This window comes from Mesorhizobium sp. P160219, from assembly GCF_057786095.1.
This window is the reverse complement of record NZ_JBYNWG010000001.1, coordinates 3,531,839-3,551,629: the sequence shown is the minus strand read 5'-3', so window position 1 is coordinate 3,551,629 and position 19,791 is coordinate 3,531,839. Positions and strand designations below refer to the sequence as shown.

Below are 19,791 nucleotides of genomic sequence, written 5' to 3'. Positions count from 1 at the left end.
ATTGCGAGCCTGCATGCAGCTGACGCCATCGACGCCGCTTACGCTGGTCGGAATCCTGGCGTCGTTTCGACGTGCGTTTTCGGGCATCGTCCTGATGAGCGGGGTCGTCAACGTGCTGACCCTGACCGGCTCGTTCTTCATGTTGCAAGTCTATGACCGCGTCGTTCCGGGTCGCAGCGTGCCGACGCTGGTCGGCCTGGCGGTGCTTGCGGGAACATTGTTCGTGTTTCAGGGAGTGCTGGAGCTGATCCGCTCCCGCCTCATGGTGCGGCTGGGACAGGAGCTGGACGCAAAGCTGAGCCCGTCGGTCTATTCGGCGCTGATGCGCCTGCCGCTGCGCGCCAAGCCTTCCGGCGACGGGCTGCAACCCCTACGGGATCTCGATCAGGTCCGATCCTTTATCGGCAGTGCCGGACCGACCGCTTTGTTCGACCTGCCATGGATGCCGCTCTATATCGGCATCTGTTTCATTTTTCATTTCTGGATCGGCGTTACCGCGCTTGCCGGCGCCGTTGTCCTGTTTGCACTGACGCTTCTGGCCGAATTCCGGACCCGCGGCCCGACAAGGATCGCCGGACAGCACGCAGCCGTCCGCAGCACGTTGGCCGAGGCGACAAGGCGCAATGCCGAAGCCATGCAGGCCATGGGTTTTGGCGGGCGTATTGCCGAGCGGTGGTCTGCCGTCAATGCCGAGTACCTGAACGCCCATGCGGCGGCCAGCGATGTCGCGGGAACGCTTGGCACGATTTCCAAGATCCTGCGATTGATGCTGCAATCGGCAATGCTGGCGATCGGCGCTTATCTGGTCATCAAGCAAGAGGCGACCGGCGGCATCATGATCGCAAGCTCGATCATGATGGGCAGGGCGCTGGCTCCGATCGAACTGGCGATAGCGCATTGGAAGGGTTTCATTTCGGCGCGGCAAAGCTGGGCACGCCTGAAGCAGCTTCTGTCCGCGCTGCCGGAAGGCGCAACCGGCGTGACCCTGCCCGCGCCTGTCAGCGCGCTGGCGGTCGAGAATGTCAGTGTCGCGCCGCCGGGCGAACGCACGCCGGTGGTGTGGGATGCAAGTTTTTCACTGGCCAGGGGAGCAGGCCTGGGGGTCATCGGCCCGAGTGCTTCCGGCAAATCATCGCTGGTGCGTACGCTTGCAGGTGTCTGGCTTCCGGCGCGCGGCGCCGTGCGGCTGGACGGCGCGACGCTTGACCAGTGGCCGGCCGACGAGCTGGGTAAACATATCGGCTATCTGCCGCAGGATGTGCAGTTGTTCGACGGCACGATTGCGCAGAACATCGCCCGCTTCGACCCGGATGCGTCATCCGACATGGTGCTTGCGGCAGCCAAGGCCGCCGGCGTGCATGATCTCGTCGTGCATCTGGCCGACGGTTACGACACGAAGGTTGGCGAAGCCGGCGCCTCGCTGTCGGCGGGGCAACGCCAGCGTGTCGCGCTGGCGCGCTCTCTTTATGGCGATCCGTTCATGGTCATCCTGGACGAGCCGAATTCCAATCTCGACTCGGAGGGTGAAGTGGCCTTGTCCGCAGCGATCCAGGGCATCAGGGACCGCGGCGGCATCGTTATCGTCGTCGCGCACCGGTCCAGTGTGCTGGCCAATGTCGATACGGTGCTGGTGATGGCCAATGGCCATGTGCAGGCCTTCGGTCCGAAGGACGAGGTGCTGAACAAGGTCTTCCGATCGGCAGCGCCGCTCAAGGTCGTTGCCGCCACGGAGCGAGGCGTTCCGGCATGAGCGAGGACAGAAGCGCTTTGCATCACCGGCAGGTCCGCCGCTATCTCGTGGCTGGCGTTGCTACCTGTCTGCTGCTTGTCGGAGGTGTTGGCGGCCTGGCGGCGGTGACCAAGATGTCGGGTGCGGTGATCGCAGCTGGCCGGCTGGTGGTCGATTCCAATGTAAAGAAGGTTCAGCATCCGACGGGCGGCGTGGTCGGCGAGATCAGGGTGCGTGAAGGCGACCGGGTCAAGGCGGGCGATATTCTGGTGCGGCTGGATGAAACGACAACACGCGCCAATCTGGCGATCGTCTCAAAAGGTCTGGATGAGTTTTATGCACGGTTGGCGCGCCTGGAGGCGGAGCGTGACGGCAAGGACACGATCAGCTTTCCGGACGTTTTGACATCGCGGCGCGACGAAGCCGGTGTTGCCGCATCGATGGCCGGAGAACAATCGCTGTTCGATTTCCGGCACCAGGCGCGGTCTGGCCAGCGATCGCAATTGCGCGAACGGATCGCGCAGTTGAAGCAGGAGAGTGCCGGCCTGACCGAGCAGCTGCAGGCGAAACGCCGCGAGATCGAGCTGATCCAGATCGAGCTGGAAGGTGTGCGGTCGCTCTGGCATCGCAAGCTGATAGGAATCGACCGCATGACGTCGCTGGAACGGGACGCGGTGCGGCTCGAAGGCGAGCATGGCCAGTTGACCGCGGGAATTGCCCAGGTGAAAGGCAAGGCGTCCGAGATCGAACTGCAGATCATCCAGATCGACCAGGATCTTCGCAGCGAGGTCGCGACCGATTTACGCGATACCCAGGGAAAGATCTCCGAGTTCGTCGAACGCAAGGTAGCGGCCGAGGACCAGTTGAAGCGCATCGATCTGCGCAGCCCGCAGGATGGCGTGGTGCTGCAGTTGGCGGTGCATACGATCGGCGGGGTCATCACCCCCGGCGAACAGGTGATGCAGATCGTACCGGTGACGGACGACCTGACCGTTGAAGCGCATATCGCACCGCAGGATATCGACCAGGTGACGATGGGCCAGAATGCGATTTTGCGCCTGTCGGCGTTCAATCGGCAAACCACGCCGGAGCTGACCGGGACGCTGTCGCGGATCTCGGCCGATCTCACCGTCGAAGAGCGCACCGGAGCAGCCTTCTATGTGGCGCGGGTGACGCTGCCGAAAACGGAGGTCGCCAAGCTGCGCGGGCTGGCGCTGGCGCCGGGCATGCCGGCCGAGGTGTTCTTCCCGACGGGCGACCGGACGATGCTTTCCTATCTGGTGAAGCCGCTGTCGGATCAGATCCAGAAAGCTTTCCGGGAAGAGTGAAGCCGCACGTTTGAGAGCTGAAGCCTCGGGACCGGCTGGTTGCCGGTCCCCAAGGGGTAGCCCCTACTCCGCCGCCTCGTAGCCGGCGATGCCCTTGATCTCGAGGAAATCCTCGAGGCCGTATTCGGCGTATTCGCGACCGTTGCCGGATTGCTTGTAGCCGCCGAAGGGCAGGCCGGCGTCCCATTGGGGATAGTTGATGTAGACGTTGCCGGTGCGCATGCGGGCGGCGACTTCGCGGGCCTTCTGAATGTCCTTGGCCTGAATGTAGGAGGCCAGGCCATAGACGGTGTCGTTGGCGGTGCCGATCGCCTCTTCCACTGTGTCGTAAGGCATGATCGCCAGCACCGGTCCGAAGATTTCCTCGCGTGCGATGCGCATGTCGGGCGTGACATCGCCGAACACGGTCGGGCGGACATAGTAGCCGCGGTTGAGTTCGGCCGGACGGCCGGGGCCACCGGCAACGAGCGTCGCGCCTTCATCTATGCCGGCCTGGATCAGGTCCTGGATCTTGTCGAACTGGATCTGGCTGACCACCGGGCCGAGCTTGGTACCGGCCGCATCGGCCGGGCCGACGGTCAATTTTTCGGCCGCCGTCTTGGCGTAGCCGGTCGCCTCATCATGGCGGTCGCGCGGCACGAACATGCGGGTTGGCGCGTTGCAGGACTGGCCTGAGTTGCTGAAGCAGCCGGCGACGCCCTTGCTCACCGCCTTTTCAAGATCGACATCGGGAAACAGGATGTTGGCCGACTTGCCGCCGAGTTCCTGATGCACGCGCTTGACCGTCTCGGCGGCCGCCTTGGCAACCAGGATGCCGGCGCGGGTCGAACCGGTGAACGACATCATGTCGACATCGGGATGGCTGGACAGCGCCTGGCCGACGCCCGGGCCGTCGCCATTGACGAGGTTGAAGGCGCCCTTGGGAACGCCGGCCTCGTCGATGATTTCGGCAAAGATGATGGCGTCGAGCGGCGCGATTTCCGAGGGCTTCAGCACCATGGTGCAGCCGGCGGCGAGCGCAGGACCGACCTTGCAGGTGATCTGGTTCAGCGGCCAGTTCCACGGCGTGATCAGGCCGACGACCCCGATCGGCTCCTTGACGATCAGCGACGAGCCCTTGACTTGGCGAAATTCGAACGACTTCAGCACCTCGGCCATCTTCCGCAGATGTGCCAGGCCGATGCCGACCTGGCTGTCGAGTGCCATCTGGCGCGGCGCGCCCATCTCGCGCGATACGGCCAGCGCCAGATCGGCGCTGCGCTTCTTGTAGACCTCGATTATGCGGTTGAGGATATCCAGGCGCTCCTCGACCGAAGTGAAGCCGAATGTCTCAAAGGCGCGCTTGGCGGCCGCAACCGCCTTGTCGACATCGGCCTTTGAGCCGAGCGAAATCTGCGCGAAAGCATCTTCGTTTGACGGGTCGATGACGTCGAGTGTGCTGGGCACGACAGGATCGACCCACACGCCGTCGATATAGAACTGCAGATTGTGTGACACGGGCTTCTCCTCGGGGGATTTCTGAATTGATGGGGGGCGATCGCCGGATCGTCGTATCGGTTCAGGAATAGGCATGGGGCAAGAGCGATGTCAAACGCAAGGGCGGGCGATTGAGCCTACGGCTACAGAAGCGTGTGCCCCGCCGCGACCAGAAGCCCCCTTGCCGCGGCTTCATCCTTGGCTTTGACGAGCAGATGGTCACCATCGAAGGTGGATACCAGAAAAATGCCGAGTTCGTTTTCCGACAATGGTTTTATCACCGACAGGACGATGCCTGTTTCGTCGAAGGCAAAGGGACCTTGGAGTTTCAGGGCGACCCAGTCCCTGTCATGCTTCACCCCGTCCGGCACCCGATCCTGCAGGCAGACAACCGAAAGCTCGTCGTCGGTCCTGGTAATGCTGACGAAGCCCGGCCCGTCCGCCCAGCCGGGAATGCTGTCTTTTGCTTCGAGGCGCGAAACCGCATACCGCCCCGAGAGCGGCTTCAACCGGACCCTGACTGCCATCCGATCCTCCCTGTTATCGGCCGTCACCCAGTTTCTTGCTCATATAGACCGTCATGCCGCCCATGAACGGCTCCTCCCGGTCGATCGTATAGCCATGCCGTTTGTACAACAACACATTGGCCATGAAGGCGCCATTGGTCAGCAGGCGCAGCTCGAAGCAGCTGGCCTCCAGCGCCTTCTGCTCCGCCCGTTCAAGCAACAGCCGGCCGATTCCCCTGCCCTGCGCCTGTGGCGCGACGCAGACATTCTCGATCCAGAGATGATCGTCGGCCGGCATGGTCTCGATCATGCCGACGATGCGGCCATTTTCCATGGCGAGATCGAACGGATGTTCGGCGACCGCCTTGTCATAGTCGGCGCGCATTGGCAGCGCCTCGCGGCCGATCAGAGGCACCCATTTGGCATAGGCGGCACGCACAATGTCCTTGATGGCAGCAGCGTCCGCCGGTTGGGCCGGCCGAAACAGGATGGAAGAATTGGACATGGCAAAGGCTCCAGACATGAAAACCCCGCCGGCAGACGTCGCGGGCGGGGCTGGAACGAACGAACCGGAATTTTATTGGGCCGGTCCTTTTCGTCGCGCAAACAGCTTGCCGCGCTGCGTGGTGCAGGAACGGCGTCGCTTGGCGATGGCGAACGAGAAAACGAACATGACGCCACGCTGGAGCAGGAAGCGCGGCGCTGTCAAGATTTTGGCGTTGGCCCAGCCTCCGAGTTGACCCGCGCGGCTAGAGCGGGCGGCGCCGGCAAGGCCATAAGTGTACTGCCAGGCAACGCCAGTCTTCACCTTGCGCGGTGGTTGCTCGCCTAAACTGCTGCGCCGTCGAGTAGGGCTCTCGTACGCGTACAAAAAAACAGCAACAGCTAATATTGTTGGACATTCAACCTACCATTGGTTCAAATTTCTATTTGATCTAATCTTGGCATCATAATATAAGCGGAGAAGCACTGGACGGGCTGACGGGGGGCGCCATGCATCGGGGGCTGGCAAAGCGTACAATCTCACGTTTGTTAGGCGCGATGACGGTCGTCTACGCGCTCGCGGGCACGACGTCAGCGCTCGGGCAGTCTTGTAGTCCCACACAGACAGCTCATGCTTTTAGCTTTACTGGCGGCGACCAGTCCATCTCGGTTCCTGGCAACACCCATTCCGCCACAGTATACCTCAAGGGAGCGCAAGGCGGGGTTGGCAAGAGCGGCGCCGGCACCATCGGGGGCAGCCCATTGAGCCCAGGCGGCGCCGGCGGGCTCGGCGGCCAGGTGAGCGGTTCCTTGACTGTCGCGCCGGGTGACATCCTTTCTGTCGGCGTTGGCGGCCGTGGCTCGCTCGCGGTCAATCCCGGTGGCGCGAGCGGTACTCCCGACGGCGGCAATGGTGGCGGGGCGACCGACCTGCGGCTGGGCGGAACCCGCCTGGCAATTGCTGGCGGCGGTGGCGGCGGTGGCAACGGGGGCTGGCACACTACAAATTCGATAGCTGGTGGCGCCGGTGGCAAGAGCGGGGGATCCGGCTCGGCAGGAACCGATGTTTCGGGCGGCCTTGGCCCCTTTGGCGGTGAAGGTGGCACTGTAGGTGCCGGTGGCGCGATCGGCGCTGGGTGCGATAGTTTTCCTGGCACGGCCGGTCAGACAAATGGCCAAGGCGGAACTGCACGAAATTTCTCAGGGTCTTTCCTGGGCGCCGGATATGCTGGTGGCGGCGGTGGCGGGGCTACTGTCGGCGGCGGTGGTGGCGGCGCAGGCGTCGGCACGACCTCGTGCCAGCAGAACTGGAACGGCGCCGGCGGCGGCGGCGGCGGCGGATCATCGGATGCCGGCTCGCTGCAATCGGCTGCGGTGGCGGAAGGCGTCAATTCAGGCGATGGGTCCGCATTGATCTGTTTTGATGAGCCGCTCTATGTGATCAGCGGCACGGCGAGCGGTCAGACCGGGACGGTGAGTTTGAAATTGACATCAAGCTCGCCGGCAGGGACGCAAACCAGGGACGTGAATGTCGGCGATACCACCTTTGCCTTTGCGGATGGCCTGCTGACCGGCTCCAACTGGAGCGTTGATGTTACTGCCAAGCCGGCCGACCAGACATGCACGGTCACGACGGCCTCGGGCACGGTGGCGGGAGCCGACGTGACCAATCTTGTCCTGTCCTGCACCACGGTGACGGTGGAGTTTTCGCCGGCAACATTGCCGAATGCACATATTGGCACGCCGTACAGCCAGACCATCACCGCAAGCAGCCCCAATGGCGGCGCCGCACCCTACACCTTCACCGTGGTTTCCGGCTCGGTGCCTCCCGGCCTCGCACTCTCGCCTGGGGGTACACTGGCTGGCACACCCACTGTCGCGGCCAATTACGATTTTACGGTGCGGGCCACGGACAGCAACGGCTTTACCGGCCAACGTGACTACACTGTGGTCGTCGAGATCCACTTGCCGTCGGCACAGGACCACACGCTGGACGTGATGGCCGGAACGACCGGGTCCCTCGACCTGACGCAAGGGGCTACGAATGGGCCGTTTACCAGCGCCACGATTGCCTCGCCGCCGCCGAGCGAAGCGGGCACGGCTTCCATTGTGCCCGATGGCGGCGCTTATATCCTGCAGTTTGCCGCGGCAGCCACCTTTGCCGGCACAACCAGCCTGACCTACACGCTCTCGAATGCCGACGGAACGTCACCTCCGGCAACCGTGACCATCAACGTCACGGCACGGCCCGACCCCTCCCGCGATCCGGAAGTGATCGGCCTGATTCGGGCACAGGTGGAGGCGGCAAAGCACTTCGCCGACATTCAGATCCAGGGATTTGGACAGAGGCTGGAACAGCTCCACAATGAGGGCGACCAGCGCCACAATTCGATAGGCCTCAGCGTTGCCGTCCAGCAATCGTCGGACAATCCCGACGCATACGCTCAGCAGCAGAATGCGGCGAACGATCCGGCGCTCGCCGCAATCGCCACGGCATCGTCGCAGTCCACTTACGGAGCGCCCAATCCGGAGCGCATTCAGCCCAACGCCAACGCAAAGCAGGACAGGACTTCGACCGGCGCGTCGCCGATCAAGACCGGACAGTCTTCAACTGGCACGGACGTGGACACCCAGACGTCGTCACTGCCGGCCGAGAACCCATTTGGCGAACTGGCCTTCTGGAGCGGCGGCTACGTCAATTTCGGCACCGATGACGATGGAGCCATCAAGCTCGACCATACGCTGGTCGGCGTGAGCGTCGGTGCCGACTACCGCTTTTCCCCGACCTTCACCGCCGGTCTCGGGTTTGGCTATGGCCATGACGTCACCGACGTCGGGAGCAACGGCACCGAAAGCCGCGCCCATGCCATCTCGGTCGCCGCCTATAGCAGCTACCGCCCGGCGCCAGATTTTTTTGTCGATGGCCTTGCCGGCTATGGCGCCCTCAATTTCGACAGTGAGCGCTATGTGACCGATACCGGCGATTTCGCGTCTGGAACGCGCGACGGAAGCCAGGTCTTCGGGTCGCTGACGGCGGGCTACGAATTTCGCCGGCCGGACTCTCTGATATCACCCTATGGACGTCTGTCGGGGTCCCACTCCACGCTTGACGGCTTCACCGAGACGGGTGGCGACATCTATAATCTGACCTTCGGCAAGCAGACCGTCGACACGCTGTCGGGCACCCTTGGCCTGCGCATCGAGAACAACATTCCTACCAGCTGGGGTCTGCTCACACCGCGCGCGCGCTTTGAGTATACGCACGACTTTGCCGGCTCCAGCCGCGTCAGCCTCGGCTATGCCGATATCGGCACCACGCCCTACGCGCTGGACGCAGATGCCTTTTCCAACGACTATTTGTCAATCGGGCTCGGCGTCGATGCGCAAATCGGCGGTATTGCCTTCGGGCTGAACTACAGCACCGCGGTCGGCAGCAACGGCGACAGCCAGGACCATACGATCGCCGCGCGAATTGGGATGAAATACTAGGGCATGATCCCAAAAAGTGGGGTTAGATCGTGATGGGAATTCATCATGATCTAGGGCGGCTCCAGGTTTCGCCCGGCCGCTCTTTCTCATTCTGACCTCGGCCGCCCTAAACGTTCACAAAAATCGATCATTTCAACAAAAACAATTCGTTGGAAAGATCGATTCTGGAATGACATTCTCCTGAGGTCCTTGCGTGGAGAATTGCATTGTCTTCCGCCGCCCAGCTAGCGAACGATATTCCGATCAGCATGATTTCCGCCGATCTGGCCGTGGGCCGGAAGCGGCTCGGTTCCGTGTGGAATGGCGTCATCCCCGGGATCGTGCTGGTGGCGATGATCACGGGGGTGGCCTTCTCGGCCCATAATGTCTCCGGCTTCGCGCTGTTCAGCCCGATGATCCTCGCCGTCGTCGCCGGCATGATCTATTCCAACGTGCTCGGCACGCCCGCCCACGCCAAGGCCGGCATTGCATTCTCGCAGAAGCGCCTGCTGCGCTTTGCCATCGTGCTGCTCGGCTTTCAGCTGACGCTCGGCCAGGTCGTCTCCATCGGCGCCGGCGGCGTCGGCATCGTGGCGCTGACCCTTGGAGCGACCTTCGTCTTCACCATTACGCTTGGCCGGCTGATCGGCGTCGACGCCAAGCTGGCGCAGCTGATTGCCGCCGGCACCTCGATCTGCGGCGCTTCGGCGATCGTTGCCACCAACATCGTCACCGATGCGCGCGACGAGGACGTCACTTATGCCGTCGCCTCGATCACGCTGTTCGGCACCGTCGCCATGCTCGGCTTTCCGCTGCTGGCGCCGGTGCTCGGCCTCGACCAGCACGCATTCGGCCTGTGGGCCGGCGCCTCGATCCACGAGGTGGCACAGGTCATCGGCGCCGGCTTCCAGAACGGCGCCCAGTCCGGCGAGATCGCCACCGTCGCCAAGCTGACCCGCGTCGCCCTGCTGGCGCCGATGGTGATCGCGCTCGGCCTGATGACGCGCCGCAAGAGCAATGGCGATCGCCCAAGCAGCCAATCCGGTGCGCGGCCGCCGATACCGTGGTTCGTCGCCGCTTTCGTCGCCGTCGTGGCGCTGAACAGCCTGGTTGCCGTGCCGGCCGAAGTGAAGTCGGCCATGGCGTTCGCCACCACCATCATGCTGACCATGGGGCTCGCCGCCATGGGTCTGCAGGCCAACATTTCGCAGCTGCGCTCGCGCGGCCTTCGCCCGCTGGCGCTCGCCTCCTGCGCCTTCCTGTTCATCGGCTGCTTCAGCCTGATGCTGGTGAAGTTCGCTTAGTCCTCGAACGAACTCGCCGCGACATAGATCGCGGCAAGCGCCTCGATGCCGGCCTGGTCGTCCTTGTCGAAGCGGCCGGGCGTCGGGCTGTCGAGGTCGATCAGGCCGAAGACGCCGTCACTGTCCCTCAGCAGCACGACGAGTTCCGAGCGCGAGTCGGCGTCGCAGGCGATGTGGCCGGCAAACTCGTGCACATCCTTGACCAGCATCGACATTTCGAGATCGATCGCGGTGCCGCACACGCCCTTGCCGACGGCGATGCGCACGCAGGCCGGCTTGCCCTGGAACGGTCCAAGCACCAGCTCCTCGTCGGACGCCAGGAAATAGAAGCCGGCCCAGTTGAGATCGGGCACCATCTGGAAGATCAGCGCCGATGTGTTGGCGGCGTTGGCGACGGAGTCGCTCTCGCCTTCCAGCAGCGCCTTCAACTGGGTGGCCAGTTCGCGGTAGAAGGCCGGCTTGTCGGTGCTGTCGATGGTCTGGGCCGCAAACATGGCGTCGACTCCATTGCCGGCGGGCCAAAAAGCCCGCTACATTTCCTGTCTGCCACCAATGACGCTCCCAGGAAATACACAATTGTGAATACCGACCGTGCCAGCCAAACACACGACCGGGCGCAACCCGCAGCGAGCGAAGGTCCCCTCACCTTCGCCGTGCTGGTCTTTCCCGGCTTTCCGATGATGGCGTTCAGTTCGGTGATCGAGCCATTGCGCGCCGCCAACGTGCTGGCCAAGCGCGATTGTTACCGCTGGGTGATCGTCGGCGCCGACCAGGGCACGGCCGAGGCGTCCAATGGGGTTGTCATACAACCGGGGTTCTCGGCCTCCGGCGCGCCGAAGGTCGACCGCATCGTCGTCTGCTCCGGCGGCAATGCGGACTTGCTTGTCGCGGACGATGCGGTTGCCTGGATCCGCAGGAGCCTGCGCGCCGGCGCCCATATCGGCGCGGTGGCCGACGCCGCCTTCTTCCTCGCCCGGGCCGGCCTGCTCGACGGCCATGCCTGCACCTTGCACTGGACCAGCCAGGCCGCCTTCACCGAGGCCTTCCCGGATATCGAGCTTCGGCGCGACCTCTATGTCATCGACCGCAAGCGCTTCACCTCGGCCGGCGGCGTCGGCAGCCTCGACATGATGCTGGAGATCATCACCAACGATTATGGCGGCGAGCTCGCGACGGGCGTTGCCGAATGGTTCGTGCACAGCCCCTTGCGCTCGAGCGTCGACCGCAAGCTGATGCCGCTCAGGCTGCGCACCGGCGTCCAGAACGAACTGGTGCTGTCGGCCATCGCCATCATGGAGGATGCGGTGGAAGAGCGGCTTGGCATGACGGAACTGGCGGCCCGTCTCGGCGTCTCCTCCGACAAGTTGGAGCGCAATTTCCGCGCCCAGCTCAGCATTTCGCCCAATGGATATTACCGGCGGCTCCGGCTGCGGCGCGCCGCCGACCTGTTGGCCCATTCGACGCTGATGGTGCGAGACGTGGCGCTGGCCTGCGGCTTCGCGTCCATGTCAAGTTTTGCCCGAGCGTTTCGCGAGGAGCATGGGCACGCGCCGAAGGCGATGCGGCGGCATTAGAGGGCGCTGCGCGCTAACGCGGTGAGATGCTGGCGGGACAGCGCCCCCCTCTGTCCTGCCGGACATCTCCCCCACACGGGGGGAGATCAGATGTCGCCTCGGCTTTCGCCAATCACCATCGTTGCAGGGCGAGCGGGACGCGAAAGCTGCTAATCTCCCTCCTTGTGGGGGAGATGTCCGGCAGGACAGAGGGGGGCGCGAAGGATCGCAACATTGCCCTTTGTATCCATGCCCTCTTGCGGCATTTCGCACGACATCTGCGGATTCTCGCACAGACATTCTGCAGTTCGTAGCTATGTTCAGGCCTTCAGGAGGCGCACCATGAGCATCGTCGTTTTCGACCCGGACAGCACCGAGGATGTGGATTTCAAGGACCGCATGCGCCACCCGGTCGCGGCCGACTCCGCCGGCGGCATGTGGCTGTCGGATACCGAGCCGTCCTTCATCGATGCCGACGCCTTGCGCAAAGGGCGGCTGGCGAAACTGCGCGGCTGGATGCGCGAGGCGGGCTATGGCGGCGTCGTTTTGTTCGACCCCTACAACCAGCGCTACGCCACCGGCTCGCGCAACATGTTCGGCTATTTCCTGCGCAACTCGACGCGGTATTTCTTCATCCCCACCGACGGGCCGATCGTGCTGTTCGAGTACCCGCAGAGCTACCATGTCTCGATGGTGCTCGACACGATCGACGAGGCGCGCCCGTCCAAGCTGGTATGGTCTTCGGTGTCGGGCCGCGACGACGAAACCGCCGGCCCCTTCGCCGACGAGATCGCCGAGCTTTTGAAGAAACATGGCGGCGGCTCGATGAAGCTCGGGCTCGACCGCTGCAGCCATTTGCAGGCGCTGGCGCTGGAAAAGCGCGGCTGCGACGTCAGGGATTGTCAGGGCGAGATCCTGGCGGTGCGCGCGGTGAAAACACCCGAGGAAGTCAAATGCCTGCAGGTATCGATGGCTGGCGCGGAAGCCGCTGTTTATGCCGTGCGCGAGGCGATCAAGCCCGGCGTCTCCGAAAACGAGCTGTTCGCCATCATGTATGGCGAGGTGATCCGCCAGGGCGGCGAGTTTATCGAGACGCGGTTGCTCACCTCGGGACAGCGCACCAATCCGTGGTTCAACGAGGCCAGCGGCCGCAAGATCCGGCCGGGCGAGCTTCTGGCGCTCGATACCGACACGATCGGCTGCTATGGCTATTATTCCGATTTTTCGCGCACCTTCCGCTGCGGGCCTGGCAAGCCGACCGACTATCAGAAATCGCTCTACCGCATGGCGCACGACCAGGTTCAGCACAACATTTCGATTGTCAAACCTGGCATGGCGTTTCGCGAGATCGCCGAAAGAGCGTGGAAAATCCCGGACCGTTTCGTCGACCAGCGCTATACCTCGGTGATGCATGGCGTCGGCATGCATGGCGAGACGCCGTTCATCGCGCATGCCATGGACTATGAGACCTATGGCCGCGACGGTGTTGTCGTGCCCGGCATGGTGGTGAGCGTGGAAAGCTATATCGGCGAGAAAGGTGGCCGCGAGGGCGTCAAGCTGGAGGACGAAATCCTGATCACCGACACCGGCACCGAGCTTCTGTCGCGCTTTCCCTACGAGGATGAGTTTCTGGAGAAACAGGTTTGATGGTCGTTTCGCATCCCTTGGCAACCAGCGCGAACGCCAATCCCGTCGTCATCCTAGGGCGAAGCAAGGAGCGCAGCGACGCGGCGCAGACCCTAGGATCCATGCCGGGACTCATCCGCGCCGCAACGGTGCAAGTTCTGCTCCGCCGCACCCCACGGCCAACCTCACGGAATGGATCCTCGGGTCTTCGCGACGGAGCTTCGCTCCTGCTTCGCCCGTGGATGACGAAGGTGGGGAGGCACCCGCTAATCGCCACCGTTTGCGTCGACACGACCCGAGCGGCGTTGGCGACGACAGGCATAGGCCCATCCGCATGAAAAGCCCCATCTCGATCAAACGCGGCGCGGTCGCCGCGGCGTTCATCGACCTCCAGGAAGAGCATCGGCAGGACAAGCGCTATCTGGTCGAAGGTTATGGCGAGGTGCTGGCCAACGTCCAGCGCCTGCAGGCGGCGGCGCGGCGCAACTTCGTGCCGCTTTGCCACTGGGCCTATATCGTCGATGCCGCCAAGGCGCATCCCTTCCATCCGCTCGACGCCGACGGCAAGTCCGCCTTTTCCGACAAGAGCGATCCTCTGACGGAAATCTGCCCGGAAGTGGCGCCCGCGGCCGGCGAGACGATGCTGGTCAAGACGCAGGCCAGCGCCTTCGGCGCCGGGCCTGCCGCAACCGAACTCAAGGCGCGCGGCATCGAATGGCTGATCGTCGCCGGCGTCTGGACCGAGGCCTGCATCGACGCCACCGTGAAGGACGCGGTGGCATCCGGCTTTCGCGTGCTTCTGGTCAAGGATGCCTGCGGCAGCGGCAGTGCCGCCATGCACCAGACCGCCATCCTCAACCTTGCCAACCGGCTCTATGGCGGCGCCGTCACCAACACGATAGACGCGTGCCGGCTGATGGCGGGCGACACCATCGATGCATGGCAGGTCGAAGGCTCGGTACCGCTGCGCTTCACCTTTGAAAACGCCGAACGGCTCTACGGCGAGCTCTGAGAGATGGGCACGGTCCACAAGCTCAAGACCGCCAGGCGGGGGAAATACGCCACCCTGCTCGATCCGGCGCTGTGGGAGTATATCGACCTGGTCAATGACTGGTTCCCGCCAGAAATCGCCGAACTTCCGATCGCCGAGCAAAGGTCGGTCTATGATGCGATGTGCCGCGCCTTCCATCAGGGTTATCCCAAAGGGGTTTCGGCCAGCGGCGGCATCATCGCCGCCGATGCAGGGCACGCCATCCCGATCCGCTACTATCGGATGGCGGGCAAGCCCGTGCGCGCCGTCATCGTCTACTATCATGGCGGCGGCTTTGTGCTTGGCGGGCTCGACAGCCATGACGACATCTGCGCCGAGATCTGCGCCGGCACCGGTTTCGACGTTGTCTCGGCCGACTACCGGTTGGCGCCGGAACATCCCCACCCGGCCGCCTTCGACGACGCGCTGACCGTGTTCGAATGGGCGGCGGTGACAACGGACCTGCCGATCGTGCTCGTCGGCGAAAGCGCCGGCGGCAACCTTGCCGCCGCGGTCGCGCACGCGTCTCGCCGCCACCTGCGCCGGGCGGCCGGCCAGGTGCTGATCTATCCCGGCCTCGGCGGCGACGAGAGTGCCGGCTCCTATGTCGAACATGCCGAGGCACCGTTGCTGACGCTGCGCGACATCGCGTTCTACCGCACCATTCGCGCTGCCCCGGCACAGTCGCCCGACGACCCGACTTTTTCTCCGCTGAAAGACAACGACTTCTCCGGCCTGCCGCCGACTGTCATCATCACTGCCCAGTGCGATCCGCTGTCGTCGGACGGCGAGACCTATCGCGACCGCGTCGTTGCCGCCGGCGGCCGCGCCTGGTGGTATGAGGAGCCGCGGCTGGTGCACAGTTTTCTGCGCGCCCGCAAAAGTGTTCCGCGCGCCGGCGAGGCGTTCGTGTGCACGCTTGCAGCCATCGCCGCCGTCGCCGTGCTCGGCAAGAACGACTGGCCATATTGAGGCGGCGAAGCGCTGATCTCCCCCTCATGGGGGTTGAGGAGTGGTCCGCGTAGCGGATGGAAAGCCAATTGCTTGGCTTTCCGAACGACGAAAGCCGGCAGGCCAGAGGGGGGCGCGAAGGATCGCGGCCCTTCAGTATCCTAAATCAACGCAACGATTATCTGTGAAGATACTCCAGTCGGCAGACGGGATGGCGGGACAGCGCCCCCCTCTGTCCTGCCGGACATCTCCCCCACAAGGGGGGAGATTGGCCGTCTACCTCTGCGGAGTGGCGCACAAGAATTGCGGAAATGAGAACATTTCCCGGGATCGGCCCGCTTTATCATCACCTGCTCAGGCAACGGCGCCCGATGATCGCATCCGCCCCCCAGCGGAGGCGGACCGTCGGGGCGCCCGACAAAAGAGGGAACAACGATGAAATTCATGCTGACCGACCGCAATTTGCACCCGCAGGCGAAGCCCGTTGCCGATGATTTCAGGAAAGGCGGCGTCAACCGGCGCGAATATCTCGCCATCATGGCCGGCTTCGGCGTCAGCGCCGCCGGCGCGCTGGCGCTGGGCGGCCTTTCCCCTTCGCCTGCCCGGGCCGAAGAGCCGAAACGCGGCGGCACCTTGCGCGTCGCCATGAACGTCAAGGGCTTCAAGGATCCACGTACTTTCGACGGCGTCGAAATGTCCAATGTAGCGCGCCATTGCAACGAATATTTGGTGCGCTGGAACCGCGACTTCACCTTCGAGCCGTGGCTGCTCGAAAGCTGGGAAACCAGCGACGACGCCAAGACGCTGACGCTTCATGTGCGCAAGGGCATCGCCTGGTCGAATGGCGACGCCTTCAACGCCGATGACGTCATCCACAATCTCAGCCGCTGGTGCGATGCTTCCGTCGCCGGCAATTCGGTCGCCGCACGCATGGGCGCGCTGGTCAATGCCGACACCAAGAAGCCGGTCGATGGCGGCATCCAGAAGGTCGACGACTTCACCGTAAAGCTCAATCTGCCGAAACCCGACATTTCGCTGATCGCCGGCATGGCCGACTATCCCGCGCTGATCATGCACCGCTCCTATGAGGGCGGCGACGACCCGATGAAGGCGCTGGCGATCACCACCGGCCCCTGCGAACTGGTCAGCTGGAATGCCGAGACCAGTGCGGAGGTGAAGCGCAAGGACAAGCCCTGGTGGAAGGGCGACTTCTACCTCGACGGCATCAAATGGGTCGATTACGGCTCCGACCCCAACGCCATGCTGTCGGCGTTCGAATCCGGCGAAATCGACACCGACCACGAGACCGCGTCCGACGCCGTGTCGCAGACCGAGCAAATGGGCTTGTTGAATTCCGAGATCGCCACCGGCTCGACTATCGTTGCCCGCTTCAATGTCGGCAACGCGCCCTATGACGACGTCAAGGTGCGCCGCGCCGCCCAGCTTGCGGTCGACAATTCGGCCGTGCTGGCGCTCGGCCTCGGCGGCCGCGGGAAGCCTGCCGACAATCACCATGTCGGCCCGATGCACCCGGAATTTGCCGATATCGGCCCGGCCAAGCGCGACACGGAACAGGCCAAGAAATTACTCGCCGAGGCCGGCAAGACGGACCACGAATTCGAGCTGATCTCGGTCGACGTCGAATGGCAAAAGAGCACCGGCGATGCGATCGCCGCGCAGATGCGTGAGGCCGGCCTGAAGATCAAGCGAACCGTGCTGCCCGCCGCGACCTTCTGGAACGACTGGAGCAAATACCCCTTCTCCACAACCGAATGGCTGGGCCGCCCGCTCGGCGTCCAGGTGTTGGCGCTCGCCTACAAATCGGGCGCCGCCTGGAACGAAAGCGCCTATGCCGACAAGGAATTCGACACGCTTCTCGACAAGGCGCTGGCAACGCCGGACGCCGCCCAGCGCAAGGAGATCATGGCCAGGGTCGAGCAGAATCTGCGCGATGCCGGCATCATCATCCAGCCCTACTGGCGCTCGGTCTACCGCACCTATCGCAAAGGCGTGCAGGGCTGCGAACAGCACCAGTCGCTGGAGCAGCATTTTGAGAAGGTGTGGCTGGAGGGGTGATCCTTTCCAGAACGAAAACGGCTGGGGGTTCGGAGGACCACGCCAGCCGAATGCCATTTGCCATGCGCAAGAATTTTGGCACAGATTGCGCCTGACCGACTCTCGGCTCAGAGCGAATCAGGCATGGATCATTTCGACCTCGGCACCTATCGCCACCCCATTCCACCACCTCGGCCGAGACGCAGCGCTGGTTCGATATCGGGCTGAACTGGTGCTACGGCTTCAACCATGAGGAAGGCATAAAGTGCTTCGAGAAGGCGCTGGAGACAGATCCTGATTGCGCCTTCGTGCATTGGGGCATCGCCTATGCCGCCGGGCCTTTTTATAACCTCACCTGGAAGGAGCACGGACGAGCGTGCAGGCGAAACACGCTTGTTGTCACTGAGATCCCGCCGTCCGACCAGCCGAGTCAGCTTTCGCCTCCTACGAGAAAATCTCCGCCAGTTCGTCGACGCTGGTGCCTTCCTTGACCTGGCGCAGTTCGACATAGGTGACGGCAATGGTCACCGACAGCATCGTCGAAAAGATCGTCGACACCAGAGTGCTGCCGAGCGCTCCGACCAGGACACCGACGCCGGTAATGCCGCCGGTGGTGGCGACCGCCAGTCCGAAAAACAAAGTGAACACCGCCTGGATGAGCATCGCCGCCACGCCAATGATCAGCAGCAGCCAGAATATCGACCAGCGGCTGCCCTTGGTCAGGGCACGGCTACGCGATATCGAGCCGAATACGCCAAGCCGCTCCTGAACCGCAATGGGCACGGAAACCGACACGGAAATCAGCCACATAAAAGCTGGGATCAACGCCAGGGCAAGCCCGATCAGCCAGCCGATAGGGGGGATGACCCAGGCGATGAAAACCATCACAAAAACAGCCACCACCACAGTGACAATGACCAGAATGCCTATGCCCAGCGTGGGCAAGAAGCTGCGCAATGCTATCTGGATGCAGTCGCCGATGACCGGCCGCTTGCCGTTCAAATCCTCGATCGCCGCCCTGACAAGCGCCGCTTGCACCAACAAGGCCAGCACGAAAATGATCAAGGAAGCGATTATCGACAAGGCCGAGTAGTCTCCCATGGCCGACGTTTCGAAAGCGGCGGCGTTCCCGGCGCTGTCGACGTTCACAGATGTAGCCGCCCGGGACAGGTTCCAGAGGTTGTACAGCAGTGCGGGCAGTGTCGAGAAAAGTCCGACAACCACAGCAAGGAAACCCAGATTGCGGCCAATAACCGCGAAGCTGTTGCTGAAGACCCTGCCGATGCGGAATTTTTCCGGTCGGTCCTGCGCCAGTGACGTCACGATGCCTCCTGCCCTGGCACCCGCCTTGACCTGACCGGGTCAAGGCGGTGCAAACCCGTCGGCTTACGAGAAAATCTCGGCCAGTTCGTCGATGCTGGTGCCTTCCCTGACCTGGCGCAGCTCGACATAGCTGACGGCGGCGGCGACCGACAGCAACATCGACATCACGCTCTGCACCAGTGCCGCCACGACAGTAGCGACAATGTCGTGAAACAGGTAGACAAACACGCCCACCGCGCCCTGGATGACCATGCCGATGATGATCAGGACAAGGAACAAGCCGAAGAGCGACCAGCGGCTGCCCTTGGTCAGGGCGCGGCTGCGCGACATCGAGCCGAACACGCCGAGCCGCTCCTGGATCTGAACCGGTATCGCAACCGACCAGCCCAGCCACAAGATGATGCCGGGCACCAGCAACGCAAGCGCGGCTAGGCCTGCGCCCAGGCCGACGAGCAGGCCGATCGCCAATGTCGGCAGAAAATATCGGATGGCTATCTGCAGGCAATCGCCCAAGGTCGGCCGCTTGCCGTTCAAATCCTCGATTGTGGCTCGCACGAGCGCCGACTGCAGCACCAATACGAAAAGGGAGGCAATGAAACTGGCCGGGAGCGTCACCCAAATGTTGCTAAACACCAGGGCGGGGTCGGCCGCAGCGCCGGGATTGGCCGTTAGGAGCGCCTGCATGCGCGATTCGGTCCATAGCCGAAGAATAACTGCCGGCACCCCCGCAAACAGCACCGAAAGCCCCACGAAAAGTACGACGTTGCGGCCGATGACGGAGAAGCTGTTGTTGAAGACCCTGCCGATCTGAAATTTCTCAGGCCGTGCAAATGTTGCCGAAGTCATGATGCGCCCCCTGTTCCACCGCCGAATATTGTCCGGCAGCCGCAGTAGTAAATTTGCCAAGATTAACGACTGGCGTCTAGCCCACTTGCAAAAGTTACGCTGCATTGCCAGTG

General features: G+C 63.2%; 15 protein-coding genes and 1 pseudogene. 10 read left to right on the top strand and 6 right to left on the bottom strand.

Going from position 1 to position 19,791, the window contains the following annotated elements:
• Nucleotides 1–13 precede the first annotated feature (13 nt).
• Both AC3EMP_RS17180 and AC3EMP_RS17175 read left to right on the top strand, forming a co-directional pair.
• Complete coding sequence (locus AC3EMP_RS17180; protein ID WP_023672554.1) at nucleotides 14–1,750, top strand: type I secretion system permease/ATPase; 1,737 nt, start codon at nucleotides 14–16, stop codon at nucleotides 1,748–1,750.
• Nucleotides 1,747–3,057, top strand: coding sequence for an HlyD family type I secretion periplasmic adaptor subunit (locus AC3EMP_RS17175; protein ID WP_023700598.1), 1,311 nt, complete (start codon nucleotides 1,747–1,749; stop codon nucleotides 3,055–3,057). The genes AC3EMP_RS17180 and AC3EMP_RS17175 overlap by 4 nt, the downstream gene beginning before the upstream one ends.
• 63 nt (nucleotides 3,058–3,120) lie before the next feature.
• Here AC3EMP_RS17175 and AC3EMP_RS17170 read toward each other — a convergent pair whose 3' ends face one another.
• The 3 genes from AC3EMP_RS17170 to AC3EMP_RS17160 all read right to left on the bottom strand — a co-directional run bounded on the left by AC3EMP_RS17170 (nucleotide 3,121) and on the right by AC3EMP_RS17160 (nucleotide 5,544).
• Complete coding sequence (locus AC3EMP_RS17170) at nucleotides 3,121–4,554, bottom strand: aldehyde dehydrogenase family protein (RefSeq protein WP_023672552.1); 1,434 nt, start codon at nucleotides 4,552–4,554, stop codon at nucleotides 3,121–3,123.
• A gap of 122 nt (nucleotides 4,555–4,676) precedes the next feature.
• A complete protein-coding gene (locus AC3EMP_RS17165; RefSeq protein ID WP_023700600.1) occupies nucleotides 4,677–5,060 on the bottom strand; it encodes an ACT domain-containing protein in 384 nt (127 codons plus the stop codon).
• A gap of 13 nt (nucleotides 5,061–5,073) precedes the next feature.
• The gene (locus AC3EMP_RS17160) at nucleotides 5,074–5,544 is read right to left on the bottom strand and encodes a GNAT family N-acetyltransferase (RefSeq protein ID WP_352710201.1); all 471 of its coding nucleotides are present in this window, start codon (nucleotides 5,542–5,544) and stop codon (nucleotides 5,074–5,076) included.
• Between the two features lie 740 nt (nucleotides 5,545–6,284).
• On the opposite strand from AC3EMP_RS17160, the gene AC3EMP_RS17155 reads away from it, so the two are divergent.
• Both AC3EMP_RS17155 and AC3EMP_RS17150 read left to right on the top strand, forming a co-directional pair.
• Nucleotides 6,285–9,011: an autotransporter domain-containing protein gene (locus AC3EMP_RS17155; protein WP_352710199.1), complete on the top strand. Its 2,727-nt coding sequence runs from the start codon at nucleotides 6,285–6,287 to the stop codon at nucleotides 9,009–9,011.
• Between the two features lie 248 nt (nucleotides 9,012–9,259).
• On the top strand, nucleotides 9,260–10,294 hold the full coding sequence (locus tag AC3EMP_RS17150) for a YeiH family protein (RefSeq protein ID WP_460221790.1): 1,035 nt from the start codon (nucleotides 9,260–9,262) through the stop codon (nucleotides 10,292–10,294).
• On the opposite strand, the gene AC3EMP_RS17145 is transcribed toward AC3EMP_RS17150, so the two are convergent.
• Entirely contained in the window at nucleotides 10,291–10,788 is a 498-nt protein-coding gene (locus AC3EMP_RS17145; protein WP_023730524.1) for a GAF domain-containing protein, read from the bottom strand. The two genes, AC3EMP_RS17150 and AC3EMP_RS17145, sit on opposite strands and share 4 nt — an antisense overlap.
• A 183-nt stretch (nucleotides 10,789–10,971) precedes the next feature.
• Between AC3EMP_RS17145 and AC3EMP_RS17140 the strand changes: the two genes are divergently transcribed.
• The 6 genes and pseudogenes from AC3EMP_RS17140 to AC3EMP_RS17115 form a co-directional block, all read left to right on the top strand.
• Nucleotides 10,972–11,868, top strand: a complete 897-nt coding sequence (locus AC3EMP_RS17140; protein WP_352499267.1) for a GlxA family transcriptional regulator — start codon at nucleotides 10,972–10,974, stop codon at nucleotides 11,866–11,868.
• Between the two features lie 321 nt (nucleotides 11,869–12,189).
• The gene (locus AC3EMP_RS17135) at nucleotides 12,190–13,494 is read left to right on the top strand and encodes a M24 family metallopeptidase (protein WP_023705794.1); all 1,305 of its coding nucleotides are present in this window, start codon (nucleotides 12,190–12,192) and stop codon (nucleotides 13,492–13,494) included.
• 313 nt (nucleotides 13,495–13,807) lie between these two features.
• A complete protein-coding gene (locus AC3EMP_RS17130; protein ID WP_023824570.1) occupies nucleotides 13,808–14,485 on the top strand; it encodes an isochorismatase family protein in 678 nt (225 codons plus the stop codon).
• A gap of 3 nt (nucleotides 14,486–14,488) precedes the next feature.
• A complete protein-coding gene (locus AC3EMP_RS17125) occupies nucleotides 14,489–15,475 on the top strand; it encodes an alpha/beta hydrolase (protein ID WP_023713599.1) in 987 nt (328 codons plus the stop codon).
• A gap of 414 nt (nucleotides 15,476–15,889) precedes the next feature.
• Entirely contained in the window at nucleotides 15,890–17,530 is a 1,641-nt protein-coding gene (locus AC3EMP_RS17120; protein WP_023711598.1) for an ABC transporter substrate-binding protein, read from the top strand.
• A gap of 123 nt (nucleotides 17,531–17,653) precedes the next feature.
• Nucleotides 17,654–17,886: pseudogene (locus AC3EMP_RS17115) on the top strand (hypothetical protein); the annotation flags it as partial.
• Between the two features lie 67 nt (nucleotides 17,887–17,953).
• Here the strand turns inward: AC3EMP_RS17115 and AC3EMP_RS17110 are convergent.
• Nucleotides 17,954–18,832 (bottom strand): hypothetical protein, encoded by an 879-nt coding sequence (locus tag AC3EMP_RS17110; protein WP_023711599.1) that lies wholly within the window; start codon nucleotides 18,830–18,832, stop codon nucleotides 17,954–17,956.
• A 63-nt stretch (nucleotides 18,833–18,895) separates the two neighbouring features.
• Complete coding sequence (locus tag AC3EMP_RS17105) at nucleotides 18,896–19,783, bottom strand: hypothetical protein (RefSeq protein WP_245264537.1); 888 nt, start codon at nucleotides 19,781–19,783, stop codon at nucleotides 18,896–18,898.
• Nucleotides 19,784–19,791: the final 8 nt, after the last annotated feature.

Bases quoted from the DNA above. Each gene is read 5' to 3' on its own strand.
- AC3EMP_RS17150 (WP_460221790.1), top strand. From the start codon at position 9,260: ATGATTTCCGCCGATCTGGCCGTGGGCCGGAAGCGGCTCGGTTCCGTG.
- AC3EMP_RS17130 (WP_023824570.1), top strand. From the start codon at position 13,808: ATGAAAAGCCCCATCTCGATCAAACGCGGCGCGGTCGCCGCGGCGTTC.
- AC3EMP_RS17175 (WP_023700598.1), top strand. From the start codon at position 1,747: ATGAGCGAGGACAGAAGCGCTTTGCATCACCGGCAGGTCCGCCGCTAT.
- AC3EMP_RS17135 (WP_023705794.1), top strand. From the start codon at position 12,190: ATGAGCATCGTCGTTTTCGACCCGGACAGCACCGAGGATGTGGATTTC.
- AC3EMP_RS17105 (WP_245264537.1), bottom strand. From the start codon at position 19,783: ATGCAGCGTAACTTTTGCAAGTGGGCTAGACGCCAGTCGTTAATCTTG.
- AC3EMP_RS17180 (WP_023672554.1), top strand. From the start codon at position 14: ATGCAGCTGACGCCATCGACGCCGCTTACGCTGGTCGGAATCCTGGCG.
- AC3EMP_RS17140 (WP_352499267.1), top strand. From the start codon at position 10,972: ATGATGGCGTTCAGTTCGGTGATCGAGCCATTGCGCGCCGCCAACGTG.
- AC3EMP_RS17120 (WP_023711598.1), top strand. From the start codon at position 15,890: ATGAAATTCATGCTGACCGACCGCAATTTGCACCCGCAGGCGAAGCCC.
- AC3EMP_RS17145 (WP_023730524.1), bottom strand. From the start codon at position 10,788: ATGTTTGCGGCCCAGACCATCGACAGCACCGACAAGCCGGCCTTCTAC.
- AC3EMP_RS17125 (WP_023713599.1), top strand. From the start codon at position 14,489: ATGGGCACGGTCCACAAGCTCAAGACCGCCAGGCGGGGGAAATACGCC.
- AC3EMP_RS17165 (WP_023700600.1), bottom strand. From the start codon at position 5,060: ATGGCAGTCAGGGTCCGGTTGAAGCCGCTCTCGGGGCGGTATGCGGTT.
- AC3EMP_RS17160 (WP_352710201.1), bottom strand. From the start codon at position 5,544: ATGTCCAATTCTTCCATCCTGTTTCGGCCGGCCCAACCGGCGGACGCT.